Source organism: Rhodanobacter soli, from assembly GCF_039523495.1.
Taxonomy (GTDB): domain Bacteria; phylum Pseudomonadota; class Gammaproteobacteria; order Xanthomonadales; family Rhodanobacteraceae; genus Rhodanobacter; species Rhodanobacter soli.
Window position 1 is genome coordinate 3,023,294 of record NZ_BAAAFK010000001.1, and the last position, 15,747, is coordinate 3,039,040.

A 15,747-nucleotide genomic window follows, 5' to 3' on the forward strand; every position below is an offset into this window, starting at 1 on the left:
TCACACCGAGCGCGTCGCCTCCACCGGCGGCACCGCCGCGGCGCGCCGCGCCGGGCCGAATACGGCCAGCTGGCCAAGCAGCCACAGCAACAGCGCGCCGACACCGAGCAGCCACAGCGGCATCCGCGGCAGTTCGTAGTGCTTCATCAGCGACAGGTTCGTCGCGACGCCGAGTGCCGCGCCTAGCACCACGCCGATGCCGACGATCAGCGCGTTCTCGGTCTGGAAATAGCGCAGTATGTCGCCGCGCGTCGCGCCCAGCGCACGCCGCACGCCAATGGAGCGACGCCGCTGGCCGACCCAGAAGCTGCTCAGGCCCACGATGCCACCGGCCGTCGCCAGCAGCAGCAACACGCACACCACGCCCATCATGATCGCCACGCCGCGATCGGTGGCGTAAGCCTTTGTGCGTGCCTGTGCCAGGGTAACCACGCCGTCTTCCGGGCTGATCAGGCGCATGCGGTTCTGCGCGACCAGTGCAGCCGGCGCCGTGCGCAGCACCGCCGCGAGCTGGCCCGGTTGCGCGCGCACCAGATAGACCGTACCGCCGGCATAGCTCGCCCCGTCGTCGGAGCTGGCGTAACGCGCCGGCACCAGGACGGTGTCCTCGTCGATCGAACGCGTGCTGCTGCCCGCGTAACTGCCTTGCAGACGATCGACCACGCCGATGATCGTGCTCGGGCCGTCATCGCTCAGGTAGACGCGCTGACCCACCGCCACGTCGCCCGGAAAAAGCTTGTGGGCCAGGTCGCGCGTAATGATGATCACCGCCGGCACTACCTTGTCGTACGGGCCGAGACTGCCGATCTCGTCGACGCGGAAATTGCGGCCCGCCACCAGCGTGGTGCCGAACGTGTCGATTGCGTGCTCGTCGGCCAAATAGGAAAGCGCCAGTTGGGCCTTCGTCGTCTGCTCGATCCGATGCTTGAGGCGCACCAGCCCGCCGCCACCTTCCTCCATCGGATAGGCCTGGCTGGCGAACGCGCCGCGCACGCCGGGCAGGTTGCGCAAGGTCGCCAGATCGGCGCGCACCTGCGCGTCGATGTGCGGCACGTCCGGCTGGCCGATCCACTGGTTGTTGATTACGAACAGATGCGCCTCGTCAGTGCCGCTCGGTCGCGACAGATGCAGCACCCGCGTCTTGACGATGAACAGCGCGTTGCTGACCACCGCCAGGGTCAGCGCGATCTGCAGCACGATCAGCAGCGTGGCCATCTTGTGCCGGCGCAGCGCGGCGAGGATGGGGCGTATCTGCATGGTCGTATTCATCCGTTCGACTTCAGCTGCCACGCCGGCTGCACTTGGGCGGCGCGCCAGGTGGGATACAGCGCGGCGATCAGGCTGGCGGCCACCGCGACCAGCACGGTCAGCAGCAACAGCGATGCATCCAGCGTCGCCAGCTGGGCGATTTCCGGCTCGAACAAGTGACCGATGCCGTCCATGCCGAGCGCCGTCAGCAGCAGGCCCAGCACGCCACCGGCCAATCCAATCGCCACCGCCTCGGTCAGGAACTGGCGATAGATCGCGCCACGCGACGCACCCAGCGCGCGGCGCACGCCGATCTCCGGCGCGCGGCGCATGAAGCGCGCCAGCATCAGGCCGACCACGTTGACCAGGCAGATCAGCAAAAAACTCACCGAGACGATCATCGACAGCGCCGACGCCTTCGGCACCACTTTCATCAGGTCCAGCCACTGCCCGACATCGGACAGGCGCACGTTCGGCGGCCAGGCAAAGCGGCCGACGCGCTGCTGTTCGGCCGCGTAGTTGTGCAGCCAGTCGCGATAGCGCGCCATGTCAGCGCGGGTGGGCAGTTCCACCCACGCGGCGATCCACGCGCATTCGCTGTGCAACACGCTGTCCCAGTTCGGCAGATCAGGATTGGGGGAGTACGTGCTGCAATAGAAGTTGGTGCTGGCGGCTTTCTGCAGATCGATGGCACGACTGAACGGGAGATACAGCTGGCGCGGATGACTGAAGGGATACCACGCACTGCTCACATCGAAGTAGCGCGGGCTGGGATTCCAGTCATCCAGCACACCCACGATGCGATAGGCATGCGTGTCGAGATTGATCTCACGGCCCACGCTGTTGACGCCACCAAACAGCTTTTGGTTGAGCGCACTACTAATCACCACCACCGCCGCGCGTTGAGCGTCGTCGCTGGCCGACCAGCCGCCGCCGTAACGGAACGGCGCATCGAACATCGCGAAGAAGTCGTGGCTGACCGCGTCGCCCTCCTGCGAAGACGGCAGGTGTTGCGCATCACCCGGCAGCACCGTCCACTTGCTGCCGTAGATCAGCACCTGCCGCCGCGCCTGCCGCGCACGCAGCAACGCCATGGCATCGGTGTAGCCGAGCAGGATCGGCGGCTGCCCTTTCCAGTTGTGCGCCGGCCCGAAGTTGTCGATCTGCGGCACGAACAGCTGGTGCGACTTCCACGGGATCGGGTCGGCCGCGGCGGCGCGGAACACCGCGAAGGTGACCATGCAGGTGCCGACGCCGCAGCCCATCAGCACCACCACCAGCGCGGTCAGCGCCTTGCTGCGGCGGAAGCTGCGCAAGGCCAGATCAAGGTAGTACGCGAACATCCATGTCCTCCCGGCCGCCATATCCGCGCGGCTCACGCATCAGCCGCGTTACCGGCCGTATCCAACGCCTTGCGCAAGGTGCGCAGCAGCACCTGGGTGGTGACCGGCTTGTCGATCACGTAGAGGTGTTCCAGCGGGGGCAATTCGTGCAGGTCCGGCATGGCGCCGGGGCGCGCCAGCAGGATCACCGCGCCGCTGTAGCCCTGCTCGATCAGCGCGGCCAGCGTGCGCACGCCGGTGAACAGGTTCATGTCCGCATCCAGCACCACCAGGTCGGGCAGGCCGCCGGCCTCGATCCACTGCAGCGCGGCGGTACCGCTCTGGCTGGCATGCGCCTGGTAACCGTAGGCGTCCAGCGTGTCGGCCAGCAGGGACAGCTGGCCGGCCTCTTCCACCACCACCAGCACGCGCTCGGCGGCACCTTCCAGGCTGTCACGATCGTCCAGCTGGTCGCCGTCCGCCACCGGTTCCTCCAACGGGAAATACAGGTCGAAGCGGGTGCCGCGGCCCGGCTCGCTGTCCACCCGCATCACGCCGCCATGGCTGTCGACGATCCGTTTGCATGACAGCAGGCCGAGCCCGGTGCCACCCTCCTTGGTGGTGAAGAATGGCTCGAATATCTGATCGAGCACGGCCTGATCCATGCCGGCGCCATCGTCGATCACGCTGATGCACAGGTAACGGCCCGGCCGTGGCTGCTGCTCCGGCAGGAAAAATTCCGCCGGCAATGGTGTCTGCGCCGCCTCGACGCGCAGGTGGCCGCCATCCGGCATGGCCTGGATCGCGTTCAGGCACAGGTTGAGCAGGCATTGCTGCAGTTCGGTGTGGTTGCCCTCGAATGACAGCTCGGGGTCGTCGATGACCAGTTCCATCGATACCGCGCGCGGTACGCTGCCCTGCATCAGCAGGTCGAACGCACTGAACAGCGCGCCCAGCCGCACCTTCTCCGCGCGGCGCGCTCCGCGGGCGAACGACAACATCGAGTGCACCATGTCCAGGCCACGCTTGCCGCAGTCGCGCACCAGCTTGCCCAGCCGCGCCAGGCGCGGGTCGTCCTGGTAGTCCTGCAGGCTGTCGCCGGCCAGCAGCAGCGGCTGCAGCAGGTTGCGCAAGTCGTGGCTGAGGCCGCCGGCGAGCATCGCCAGGCTCTCGAAACGTTGCGCGCGCACCAGCGCCGCCTCGGAGCGGCGGCTGGCCCGGCGCGCTTCGGCCTCGCTCAGTGCGCGGCGCACCGCGCTGGCCAGCCGGGCCGGGTTCTGCTTCAGGATGTAGTCGGTGGCGCCATTGCGCAGCGCCTCGATCGCCGCCTCTTCACCCAGCGTGGCGGAGACGAAGATGAAGGGCAGATCCTCGTCGCGCTGGCGCAACAGGTCGAGCGCATGCTGGCCGGAAAAGCCAGGCATGCTGAGATCCGACAGCACGATGTGCGGCCTGAAGTCGGTCAACGCGGCGAGGAAACTCGCCTCGTCGTCGACCAGGCGCACCTCGTAGCAGATGTTGTCGGCGTCAAGCTCGGCCAGCACCAGCTCGGCATCGAGCTGGCTGTCCTCGACCTGCAGCACCCGGATGGTCGGCATCGCCCGTGATTGCCGGTTTGGCATATGGTTCTCTGCTACCCCTGCTCGTTTCCGGCGCCCGCATGCAGCCTGTGGGCCGATGCGGGTTACCGCGTCCACTCACTCATTCGTGCTCGGGCCCCTGGTTGAGCACCGCCCAGAACTGTCCCAGCGTGCGCACCGCGTCGAAGAACTGGTCCACGTCGACCGGCTTGATCACGTAAGCATTGGCGCCCAGGTCCCAGCTGCGCGCCAGGTCGCTTTCCTCGCGCGAGGACGACAGGATCACCACCGGAATCCGCCGCAGCCGCTCATCGGCGCGCATCGCGGTCAGCACGTCCAGCCCGCTCATGCGCGGCATCTTGATGTCCAGCAGCACTACCGCCGGGTCGCCCGGATCGCGCGCGGCCCACGCACCGCGGCAGTAGAGATAGTCCATGCACTCCACGCCGTCTTCCACGTGCGCCACCGGGTTGGCCAGGTGCGCCTCGCCGAGCGCGTCCATCGCCATCTCGGCATCGGCCATGCTGTCTTCGACCAGCAGGATGGTGCGCAGGTCTCTCTGGTTCATGCTTCGCTCTCAGGTGCGTGTGCCGGCCGCGTCGGTGGCCGGCAGCGAGAAATGGAAATGGGCGCCGTGCCCCGGCTCGGCCTCGGCCCAGACGCGACCGCCGTGGCGCGCCACGATCCGCCGCACGTTGGCCAGCCCGATCCCGTTGCCCGGGAATTCCGAAGCGCGGTGCAGGCGCTGGAACACGCCAAACAACTTGTCCGCATACTGCATGTCGAACCCCGCGCCGTTGTCGCTTACCGTGAATTCGTAGTCGCCGTTGCGCCCCTGCTGCACGCTTACCGCGATGCGCGCCACCTCGCAGTGCCCGGTGTACTTCACCGCATTGCCGAGCAGGTTCTGCCAGACCGTGCGCAGCATGTTCTCATCGCCGATCACCATCGGCAACGGCGCGATCGTCCACACGATACGCCGATCCGACACGCCCGATTCGGCCAGCGCGCGTGCCTCGTCGACCAGCGACTGCATGTCCACCGCCTGCAGCCGCAACGCGCCGCGGCCGAGCCGCGAGAACACCAGCAGGTCGTCGATCAGTACGGCCATGCGCTGCGCCGAGTCGGCGATCACTTCGATGTAATGACCGGATTTTTCGTCGACCTGATCGCCCAGGTGCTGTTCCAGCTTGCGCGCAAACCCGGCGATATGGCGCAGCGGCGCGCGCAGGTCATGTGACACCGAGTAACTGAACGCCTCCAGCTCGCGATTGACGTCGGAGATCTGCGTGACCTTGCCTTCCAGCTGGCGGTTGAGCTCGTTCACTTTCTGCTCGGCCAGCGCGCGCGTGGTGACGTCGCTGACCGTCAGCAGCAGCGCCGGCGCGCCGCCGTCGTGTTGCTGCAGACGGCGCGCATTGATCACCACATGACGGTCAACCCCGTCGACCGTGCGCTGGACCATGTCGTAGTCCCACAGTTCGCGGTCGCGCAGCAGCACGTCGTTCAGGCGCTGCAGCAGTACGCTGTCGCTCCAGGCGCCTTCGCCGATCTGCACCAGCGGCTGGGAACGCTGCCCCGGGTCCATCCCGTACAGCTCGCTGAAGGCGTTGTTCACCAGCAGGCTGTTCAGGTGCTCGTCGAACAATGCGATCGGCTCGCGCACCGCCTGGAAGATCATCTGCGAACGCAGCACCGCGCGACCCTCGCGGGTCTCCGCCAACTGGCGTCGGCCGACCTGTCGCTCGGAGGCGATCACGATGATGGTCAGCAGCAGGATCTGCGCTAGCGCGGTGATCGAGAGCACGACGCGTCCATCGACGGATTGCCGCGTGGCTTCCTCTTGGCGCTGCTTCAGCAGACCGTCCTCGATCTGCACGATGCCGGCAATCTGCGTATCCATTCCGAACAGGTCGTCGGCGTCGCGCAGCGACTGCCGGGCACCCTCCGGATTGCCCTGCTGCAACCGGGCCAACGCCTGGTTCATCAGGGTCAGGCGGCCATTGACGCCGCCGGCCAAGGCCCCCATCAGCGCCTGCTGGTCGGGGTTGTCGCGCGTCATCTTGCGCAGTTCCCGCAGCAGCGGCAGCGCCTCCTTGCCGACTCGCGCCGCGCGCGCGCGGGTGGCCTCGTTCACGTCGCCCGCCAGCAGACGATAGATGGCCGCCTCGCTGTCGTGCACGACATAGGCAACCCGATAGGCCAGCGACTTCACCTCGGTCGAACGGACCACCCACTCGGTGGCTCGCTCGGTATCTCGTGCGCCCTGCAGCGTGACGACATACGGCAGGCCGACGATGATCAGCATCGCCAGCAGCAGGCCGACGGTACGCCAGCGCATGATTCCCTTGGTTTTCATCCCGCTCGCCGCATCGACAGGCCCACGGTCAAAGGATTCCCGCCGCATTCTGGCATGTTTCATCCGTGCTTCGTCCAGGCTGCGCGGGCGTGACTCATTCATCGTAGCGGCCCATCGCCGCGGGCCGGGCCGTCGCCGCGCCGCCCCATTCCCGATTCGGTCCGGCCTGCATGCTGAAGTGCAGCTCGCCGCCGGCCACGATCTCGCCGTGACGCAGGTACGTGCGCTCGAGCGGCTTGCCGTCGAGCGTCACCGCGCCGACGTACGGATGCGCATCATCCAGCGGCGACGCGGTGACCGTGAACGTGCGGCCGTTGCCCACATGGATCGTGGCGCGCGACACGAATGGCCGGCCGATCGCGTACTCGTCGCTGCCCGGCGTCACCGGGTAGAAGCCCAGGGCGGTGAACACGTACCACGCCGACATCTGGCCGAGGTCGTCGTTGCCGCTCAGGCCGTCGGGGCGCGGTGCGTACTGGCTGTCCATGATCTGCTTCAGCCTCGCTTGCGTCTTCCACGGCGCGCCGGCGTAGTCGTAGAGATAGGCGATGTGATGGCTGGGCTCGTTGCCGTGCGCGTACCAGCCGATCAGCCCGGTGATGTCCTCAACGTGCTTGAAGTGCGACGGGTCGACCTTCGCGTCGAACAAGGCATCGAGTTTCGCGACAAACTTCGCGTCGCCGCCCATCGCGCCGATCAGCCCGGCCACGTCCTGCGGCACGTACCACGAGTACTGCCACGCGTTGCCTTCGGTGAAGTCGCTACCGTAGCCGGCGGCCGTCGGATCGAACGGTTCGCGGAACGTGCCGTCGCTCAGCCGCGCACGCATGAAGCCGGTTTTCGGATCCCAGGCATAACGCCAGTTCGCTGCCCGCTTGCTGAAGGTGGCGGCGATGTCGGTCTTGCCCATCGCCTTCGCCATCTGCGCCAGCGACCAATCGTCGTAGGCATATTCCAGCGTCTTCGAGGCGCCTTCGGGTTCCTTGTCGATCGGCACGTAGCCGAGCTTCATGTAGTCGGCCAGGTCGCCATACGGCGCATAGGTGGCGCTGGCCACCATCGCCTGCAATGCCTTGTCCGCATCGAAGCCGCGCACGCCCTTGATGTACGCGTCGGCGATCACCGGCACCGCGTGGTAGCCGATCATGCACCACGTCTCCAGCCCCTGGTACGCCCACACCGGCAGGATGCCGAACGGGCTGGCCTCGCGCGCGGCGACCAGCGAGCGGATGAAATCGGTGCTGCGCGCGGGATTCAGCAAGACCATCAGCGGCTGTTGCGCGCGGTAGACGTCCCACAGCGACCAGGTCGAATGGAACTCGAAGCCATCGGCGCGATGCACCGCATGGTCCGGCCCGCGGTAGTCGCCGTTGACGTCCATGCTCAGCGTGGGCGACAGCATCGCGTGGTACAGCGCCGTGTAGAACTGCGTCCTCGCGGTCTTCGGCGCATCGATGTCGACCACCGCCAGCGCCTCATCCCAGGCGGCTTTTGCCTCGGCGCGACGCGCATCGAAATCCCAGCCGGCGCCATCCTTGTCCAGATTGGCGATCGCATTCGCCTCGCTCACCGGCGAGATCGCCACCTTCACCTCCAGCGGCTGCTTCAGCGGGCCGAAGTCGAACACGCCAACCAGCGCACGGCCGTCCTGCGCATCGCGGTCTTCGGCCTGGTTGCCCGGCCCCTTGAAGCCCTTGTAGGTGATGTCAGCCTCGCGGTTGAGCAGCTCGCGCGAGGTCATCGCTTGTGAGAAGCGCATGGCGAAACACAGCTCGCGCCCCGGCGCCCAGCCGCGGGTGGTGCGGCAGCCGGTGACGGTGCCGTCGCCGTGCACGCGCAGGCTCGACCACAGCACCTTGCCGGCGTAGTCGTAAATGCTCGGGCGCAGGTCCAGCAGCACGTGGGCCGGCTTGCCGACCGGGAAGGTATAGCGGTGCCAGCCGACTCGGCGCCCGGCGGTCAGTTCGGCGCGCACGCCGTAATCGCTCAGCGTCACCGCGTAGTAACCGGCCTGTACGACTTCACTGTCGTGCGAGAAGCGCGAGCGGTAGCCGCTGCCCGATTGGGCCGGATCGCCCGGCTCCAGCCGCACGTCGCCGGCGACCGGCATCACCAGCACGTCGCCCAGGTCCGAATGGCCGGAACCGGAAAAGTGCGTGTGCGAGAAACCCAGGATGCTGCTGTCGCCGTACTGGTAGCCGGCGGCCCACTTGTAGGCATGCTTGAAATCCGGCATCGCGGTGTCCGGCGACAGCTGGATCATCCCGAACGGCACGGTGGCGCCGGGAAAGGTATGACCGTCGCCACCCGTGCCGATGCGCGGATCGACCGCCGCGGCATGGCCATCGGCGCGCGCGCTGGCAGGTGTCATCGCCGCGATGCCGACCGCGGCACCGAGCAGACAGGGGAGTACGCCACGCCGCCGGATAGTCATCGTCAATCTCGCTGGTTGGAACGATCCAAGGCGGCACGCTAACACTCGCTGCCGGCCAGGGCATGCTGCGGCGCGACGTGCGCAACGGCGGCGATAAGTTACATTTGGATCGTTCTAATCCGGTAAAACTGCATGCCGAGTCAAATCCCGATCGGGCGCAAGGTGACCTTGAACGACATCGCCGCGGGCTGCGACGTGTCGCGCGCCACGGTCTCGCTGGTGCTGCGCGGCAGTCCGCTGGTGAACAAGCTCACCCGCGCCCGGGTCGAGGAGGAACTGCGCCGGCAGGGTTACGTCTACAACCGCGCCGCGGCGAACCTGCGCCGGCGCATCTCGACCAGCATCGCGCTGGTGCTGAATGACCTGGCCAATCCGTTTTTCGCCGAATTCGCCGCCGGCGTGGACGAGACGCTCGCGGCCGCCGGCTTCGTCACCCTGCTCGGCTGCACCGGCGAATCGCCCGCACGCGAGCAGGCCGTGCTCGGCTCGCTACTGGAACATGGCCCGGCCGGAATCATCCTGTCGCCGGCCGAACACAGCAAGGCGCACGACGTGCTGAGCGTGGTCGGCCGGCGTGTGCCGCTGCTGCTGTTCAACCGCGAACTGGGCGGCGCCCTGCCCGAATTCGCGCACTGGGATCAGCTGATGCTGGACAACCAGCACGGCGCCCGCCTGGCTACCGAACACCTGATCGCCCGCGGCCACCGGCACATCGCGTTCTTCGGTGGCCACCACGATTCCAGCTCGTGCCGGCATCGCCACGCCGGTTACGTCGAGGCGATGCACACGGCCGGGCTGCGCACCGAACCGTACTGGCGCATCGAATGCGCGCCGACCCGGCTGGATGCCGCCCATCACACCCCGGCTCTGTTCGCCGGCGCACTCGCCCCGACCGCGGCGGTCTGCTACAACGACGCGGTCGCGCTGGGCCTGATGCTCGGGCTCAATCAACGCGGGCTGCGCCCCGGCCGCGACTTCGCATTGACCGGCTTCGACGACATCGCCGAGGCGGCACTCGGCATGTCGCCGCTGACCACGCTATCGGTCGCGCCGCGCGAGCGCGGCCAGCAGGCGGCACAACTGGTGCTGCAACGCCTGCAACACCCGCTGGCCGCCAGCCGCCGGACCGTGGCACCGGTACAACTGATCGTTCGCGAAAGCAGCTGCCCACCCGTCGCCTGACCACTCGTCCCAGGGGAACCCCAATGGCCTTCGCCCAAGCTCCATCACCGACGCCCGGCTCGTCCGCACATGGCGAGCGCTATACCGACAACCCGATGGCGATGGGCGTGCTCACCACCATCTTCTTCATGTGGGGCTTCCTGACCTGCCTCAACGACATCCTGATCCCACACCTGAAGTCGATCTTCCAACTCAACTACGCCCAGGCGATCCTGGTGCAGTTCACCTTCTTCGGCGCGTACTTCCTGATGGCGATGCCGGCCGGCCGGTTGATCGCCGCGCTCGGCTACAAGAAGGGCATCGTGGCCGGACTGGCGATCGCCGGTGTCGGCGCACTCGGCTTCTGGCCGGCGGCCAGCCTGCACCTGTACCCGGCGTTCCTCGGCGCACTGTTCGTGCTGGCCACCGGCATCACCGTGCTGCAGGTGGCGGCCAACCCGTACGTGGCGCTGCTGGGGCCGGAAAAGACCAGTTCCAGCCGGCTGACCCTGGCGCAGGCGCTGAATTCGCTGGGCACCACGCTGGCGCCGCTGTTCGGCGGCCTGCTGATCCTGTCCAACGTGGTGAAGGAGCCGGCCGAGCTGGCCATGCTGGCGCCGGCGCAGCGCCTGCTCTATGACACCCAGCAGGCGCAGGCGGTGCAGTTCCCGTACATCGGACTGGCCGTGGTGCTGTTCCTGCTGGCGATCTTCGTGTGGCTGTTCCGCCTGCCGGCGCTGACCGAGGCCACCGACAAGGGCGACCACGCGCGTCACGGCTTCGTCGAGGTGCTGCGCCATCCGCATGTGCTGTTCGGTGTGCTCGGCATCTTCTTCTATGTCGGTGCGGAGGTATCGATCGGCAGCTTCATGGTCAACTACCTGTCGATGCCGGAGATCGGCCACATCAGCGAGCAGCAGGCCGCGCACTACGTGTCGTGGTACTGGGGCGGCGCGATGGTCGGCCGCTTCGGCGGTTCGGCGCTGATGGCGAAGTTCTCGCCGCGCCGGCTGCTCGCCCTGTTCGCCGCAATCAACGCGCTGCTGGTGCTGACCACCATGCTGAGCAGCGGCGGCCTGGCGATGTACAGCATCATCGCGATCGGCCTGTTCAACTCGATCATGTTTCCCACCATCTTCGCGCTCGGCATCGAGCGGCTCGGGCCGATGACCAGCAAGGCGTCCAGCCTGCTGATCATGGCGATCGTGGGCGGCGCGATCGTTCCTTACGTGCAGGGCGTGTTCGCCGATCACATCGGCCTGCAGCACGCGTTCTTCCTGCCGCTGCTGTGCTACCTGTACATCGTGTTCTACGGTTTGCGCGGCTCGCGCATCCGTGGCCTGCCGGCACCGGACGCCAGCGGGAACCCCTGAGGTGACCGTGCGGCCCATCCTGTGCTTCGGCGAGGCACTGATCGACCTGCATGCCGACGGCCTCGACGCACGCGGCTTTGCTGCGCGCTTCACGCCGTTCGCCGGCGGCGCACCGGCCAACGTGGCGGTCGCCGCCGCACGGCTCGGCGGACACGCGCGCTTCGCCGGCATGCTCTCGCACGATCGCTTTGGCGACTTCCTGCTCGACAGCCTGCAGCAGGCCGGCGTCGGCACCGACGACGTCGTGCGCACCGACGCGGCGGCCAGCGCGCTGGCCTTCGTCACCCTGGACGCGCACGGCGAACGCAGCTTCAGCTTCTACCGCGACAACACCGCCGACCTGCTGTTCCGGCCGGCCGACTTCCGCACCGACACCTTCCGCGACGTCACCGTGTTCCACGTCTGCTCGAACAGCATGACCGACCCGGCGCTCGCGGCAACCACTCGCGAAGGCATGCAGCGCGCGCACGGCGTCGATGCGCTGGTGAGTTTCGATCTCAACCTGCGCCCCGCGCTGTGGCCGGCCGAGGTCGATCCGCACCCGCTGCTGTGGCCGGCATTGCACCTCGCCGACGTGGTGAAGCTGAGCGCCGAGGAGTTCGCCTGGCTGGCGCCGGACGGCGAACAGGCTGCGCTGGACCGGCTGTGGCGGGGCCGCACCCGGCTGGTGGTGGTGACCGACGGCGCCCGACCGCTGCGCTGGTTCCACCCGGACGCCGAAGGCGAGCTGCCCGGCTACACGGTCGAGGTGGTCGATTCCACCGCCGCCGGCGACGCCTTCATGGGCGGCTTGCTGTGCTGCCTGGCCGAACTCCCGACCGCCGCCGAACGGCTCGAACGGCTGGTCACCGAATTGCCGCGTCTGCACGCGATGCTGCGCTTCGCCGCCGCCTGCGGCGCGCTCACCGTCACCCGTCAGGGCTCGTTCGCCGCGATGCCACGCGGCGACGAGGTGCTGGCCTTCATGGAACAACAGGCATGAGCAGCGCCCCCGACTTCCGCTCCACCGACTTCCTGCGCGAGCACATCGCGCAAACGATGGCGTTCTACCACCCGCACGCGATCGACCCGAAAGGCGGCTTCTTCCATTACTTCCGCGACGACGGCACGATCTACGACCCCAGCCACCGGCACCTGGTCAGCAGCACCCGCTTCGTCTTCAACTACGCGATGGCGGCGATCGAGTTCGGCAACGACGCGGCTCCTGATAGTGAATATCTCGAAGCGGCCCGCCACGGTCTGCGCTACCTGCGCGAAGTGCATCGCGACCCGTACACCGGCGGCTACGCCTGGACGATCCGCAACGGGCAGCCGGAAGACCGCACCAACCATGCCTACGGCGTGGCCTTCGTGCTGCTCGCCTACGCCAGCGCGCGCAAGGCCGGCATCGCCGAGGCCGCCGCATGGATGGACGAAACCTGGCACCTGCTGGAACAGCGCTACTGGGACGCCGACGCCGGGCTGTACCGCGACGAGGCCGACGCGAACTGGCACTTCAGCGACTACCGCGGCCAGAACGCGAACATGCACCTGTGCGAGGCGATGCTGGCGGCCTACCAGGCCAGCAACGAGCCGCGTTATCTCGACCGCGCGTACACCCTCGCCGACCACATGACCCGCCGTCAGGCGGCGCTGGCCGGCGGGCTGGTGTGGGAACACTACGACGCCCACTGGGCCATCGACTGGAACTACCACCGCGACGATCCGAAACACCTGTTCCGCCCGTGGGGTTTCCAGCCCGGCCACCAGACCGAGTGGGCCAAACTGCTGCTGATCATGGAGCCGCTGCTGCGCGAGCGCGGTTACGACGAGGACTGGCTGCTGCCGACCGCACGGCAACTGTTCGACACCGCGCTGGCGCGCGCCTGGGACCGCGAGTACGGCGGCATCTGCTACGGCTTCGCGCCCGACGGCAGCGTCTGCGACGACGACAAGTACTTCTGGGTGCAAGCCGAATCGCTGGCCGCCGCCGCGCTGCTGCACGCGCGCACCGGCGAACCCGCCTATGACGACTGGTACGGGAAGCTGTGGGCGTACGCATGGCAGCATTTCGTCGACCATCGTTACGGTGCGTGGTACCGCATCCTCACCCGCGACAACCGCAAGCTCAGCGACGAGAAAAGCCCGGCCGGCAAGACCGACTACCACACCATGGGCGCCTGCCACGAAGTGCTGGCGCTGTTGCGCGCCGGCGGCCAGCCGTGATCCACCCCCTTCCCCCAAGGCACTGCATGATGAAGTTAGCGATTTCCCTGGCCATCACGGCCGCCACGCTGCTGGCCGCGCCCGCGTTCGCCGCCGACAGCGCTACGGCGCGCTTCGACCCGCTGCAGACCTTCGCCCCGTATAGCTACCCGCAGCCGGCCACCGCGTATCGCTCGGCCAGCGGCAAGCCCGGCCCGCTGTTCTGGCAGAACCGCGCCGACTACACGATCACCGCCACGCTCGATCCGGCCACGCGCCGGCTCAGCGGCAGCGAGGTGATCAGCTACACCAACCACAGCCCCGACGCGCTCGACGTGCTGTGGCTGCAGCTGGACCAGAACCGCTACCGCCGCGACGCCCGCGGCGCGTTCACGAGCAAGTTCCCCGCCGAGTTCACCGACGGCTACAAGATTGCCTCGGTCGAAGTGGACGACGCGCACGGCGACAGGCAGCCGGTGAAGTGGCTGGTCTCCGACACGCGCATGCAGGTGCAGTTGCCCGACGCGCTGAAAGGCCATGGCGGTAGCCTGCGCCTGCACGTCAGCTGGAGCTTCACCGTGCCTGGCGAATTCGGCGGCCGCACCGACGTCAACCCCAGCAAGAACGGCGAGATCTTCGAGATCGCGCAGTGGTACCCGCGCATGGCCGTGTACGACGACCTGCGCGGGTGGGACACCGCACCCTACCTCAACAGCGAGTTCTATCTGGAATACGGCGACTTCGACTACGCGGTCACCGTGCCATGGGACATGATCGTGGCCGGCTCCGGCGATCTGGTGAACCCCGAAGACGTGCTGACCAAGACCGAGCAACAGCGGCTGGAACAGGCGCGACACAGCGACAAGACCGTGATGATCCGCACGCCCGAAGAAGTCACCCAGCCATCCAGCCGTCCGAAACCTCATGACCCAAAACAGCCGGGCACGCTGACCTGGCACTTCCGCATGCACAACACCCGCGACGTCGCGTTCGGCGCCTCGAAGGCGTTCGTGTGGGACGCCGCGCGCATCAACCTGCCCGAGGGCAAGACCGCGCTGGCGATGTCGGTCTACCCGGTCGAGAGCGGTGGCAAGGAAGCTTGGGGCCGCGCCACCGAATACCTCAAGGCTTCCACCGAACACTTCTCGCAGCAGTGGTATCCGTACCCGTGGCCGGTGGCGATCAACGAGGCCGGCACCGCCGGCGGCATGGAATACCCGGGCATCACCTTCGACCACAAGCTCGCCAAAGGCAAGAACCTGCACATGGTGATCGCGCACGAGATCGGGCACAGCTGGTTCCCGATGATCGTGGGCAGCAACGAGCGCCGCGACGCGTGGATGGACGAGGGCTTCAACACCTTCATCGACATCTACGAAGACGACGCCTTCAACCACGGCGAATACGCACCCAAGCGCGACAGCGAATACGCGCCCGGCGGCGGCAACCCGGCCGACGAGATCGCCGCCGTGCTGGCCGCCCCCAATGCGCCGGCCCTGCTCAACGGCGCCGACATGACGAGCGAGAAGTATCGTCACCCGATCAGCTACTTCAAGGGCGCGTTCGGCCTGGTGCTGCTGCGCGAGCAGATCATCGGACCGGAACGCTTCGACCCCGCGTTCCGCCGCTACATCGCCACCTGGGCGTACAAGCACCCGAGTCCGTCGGACTTCTTCCGCTTCATGGAAAGCGAGACCGGCGAGGATCTGGGCTGGTTCTGGCGCGGCTGGTTCGAACACAACTGGCAGCTCGACCTGGCCGTGCAGAAGGTCACCTACACCGGCGGCGACTACCGCAAGGGCGCCGACGTCACCGTGGCCAACCTCGACCAGCTGGTGCTACCGGCCACGCTGCAAGTGGTCTACGACGACGGCAGCAAGCAGGACATCCGCGTGCCAGTGGAAACCTGGCAGCAACACCGCAGCTACGTCATCCACGTGGCCGGCACGCGCAAGCTGGTATCGGCCACCATCGACCCGGCACACGCGCTGCCGGACGGCCAGCGCGCGAACAACACACTGCGGGTGAAGTAGAGCCACCCAACCCCTCTTTGTCCTGCAACCATGACTCCGTTCGCCCTGAGCTT

At 67.4% G+C, this 15,747-nt stretch carries 11 protein-coding genes; 5 read left to right on the plus strand and 6 right to left on the minus strand.

Annotated elements, in window-relative coordinates:
* The 6 genes from ABD024_RS13760 to ABD024_RS13785 all read right to left on the minus strand — a co-directional run bounded on the left by ABD024_RS13760 (window position 1) and on the right by ABD024_RS13785 (window position 8,943).
* Window positions 1-1,269: an ABC transporter permease gene (locus ABD024_RS13760; RefSeq protein WP_343853630.1), complete on the minus strand. Its 1,269-nt coding sequence runs from the start codon at window positions 1,267-1,269 to the stop codon at window positions 1-3.
* Entirely contained in the window at window positions 1,266-2,591 is a 1,326-nt protein-coding gene (locus ABD024_RS13765) for an ABC transporter permease (protein WP_343853632.1), read from the minus strand. The genes ABD024_RS13760 and ABD024_RS13765 overlap by 4 nt, the downstream gene beginning before the upstream one ends.
* 32 nt (window positions 2,592-2,623) lie before the next feature.
* Complete coding sequence (locus ABD024_RS13770; RefSeq protein ID WP_343853634.1) at window positions 2,624-4,168, minus strand: response regulator; 1,545 nt, start codon at window positions 4,166-4,168, stop codon at window positions 2,624-2,626.
* Between the two features lie 103 nt (window positions 4,169-4,271).
* On the minus strand, window positions 4,272-4,718 hold the full coding sequence (locus tag ABD024_RS13775; RefSeq protein ID WP_343853636.1) for a response regulator: 447 nt from the start codon (window positions 4,716-4,718) through the stop codon (window positions 4,272-4,274).
* A gap of 9 nt (window positions 4,719-4,727) precedes the next feature.
* Window positions 4,728-6,491, minus strand: a complete 1,764-nt coding sequence (locus tag ABD024_RS13780; RefSeq protein ID WP_343853638.1) for a sensor histidine kinase — start codon at window positions 6,489-6,491, stop codon at window positions 4,728-4,730.
* A gap of 112 nt (window positions 6,492-6,603) precedes the next feature.
* Window positions 6,604-8,943, minus strand: coding sequence for a GH92 family glycosyl hydrolase (locus ABD024_RS13785; RefSeq protein WP_343853640.1), 2,340 nt, complete (start codon window positions 8,941-8,943; stop codon window positions 6,604-6,606).
* 132 nt (window positions 8,944-9,075) lie between these two features.
* Here ABD024_RS13785 and ABD024_RS13790 point away from each other — a divergent pair, with 132 nt between their 5' ends.
* The 5 genes from ABD024_RS13790 (at window position 9,076) to ABD024_RS13810 (ending at window position 15,694) form a co-directional block, all read left to right on the plus strand.
* Entirely contained in the window at window positions 9,076-10,125 is a 1,050-nt protein-coding gene (locus ABD024_RS13790) for a LacI family DNA-binding transcriptional regulator (RefSeq protein WP_343853642.1), read from the plus strand.
* A gap of 95 nt (window positions 10,126-10,220) precedes the next feature.
* Window positions 10,221-11,477 carry a sugar MFS transporter gene (locus tag ABD024_RS13795; protein ID WP_343854709.1) on the plus strand — a complete coding sequence of 419 codons (1,257 nt, stop codon included), beginning with the start codon at window positions 10,221-10,223 and terminating at the stop codon, window positions 11,475-11,477.
* A gap of 1 nt (window position 11,478) precedes the next feature.
* Complete coding sequence (locus ABD024_RS13800) at window positions 11,479-12,459, plus strand: carbohydrate kinase family protein (RefSeq protein WP_343853644.1); 981 nt, start codon at window positions 11,479-11,481, stop codon at window positions 12,457-12,459.
* A complete protein-coding gene (locus ABD024_RS13805) occupies window positions 12,456-13,682 on the plus strand; it encodes an AGE family epimerase/isomerase (RefSeq protein ID WP_343853646.1) in 1,227 nt (408 codons plus the stop codon). Before ABD024_RS13800 ends, ABD024_RS13805 begins: the two co-directional genes overlap by 4 nt.
* Window positions 13,682-15,694, plus strand: coding sequence for a M1 family metallopeptidase (locus ABD024_RS13810; protein ID WP_425543163.1), 2,013 nt, complete (start codon window positions 13,682-13,684; stop codon window positions 15,692-15,694). The genes ABD024_RS13805 and ABD024_RS13810 overlap by 1 nt, the downstream gene beginning before the upstream one ends.
* The last annotated feature ends 53 nt before the right edge of the window (window positions 15,695-15,747 follow it).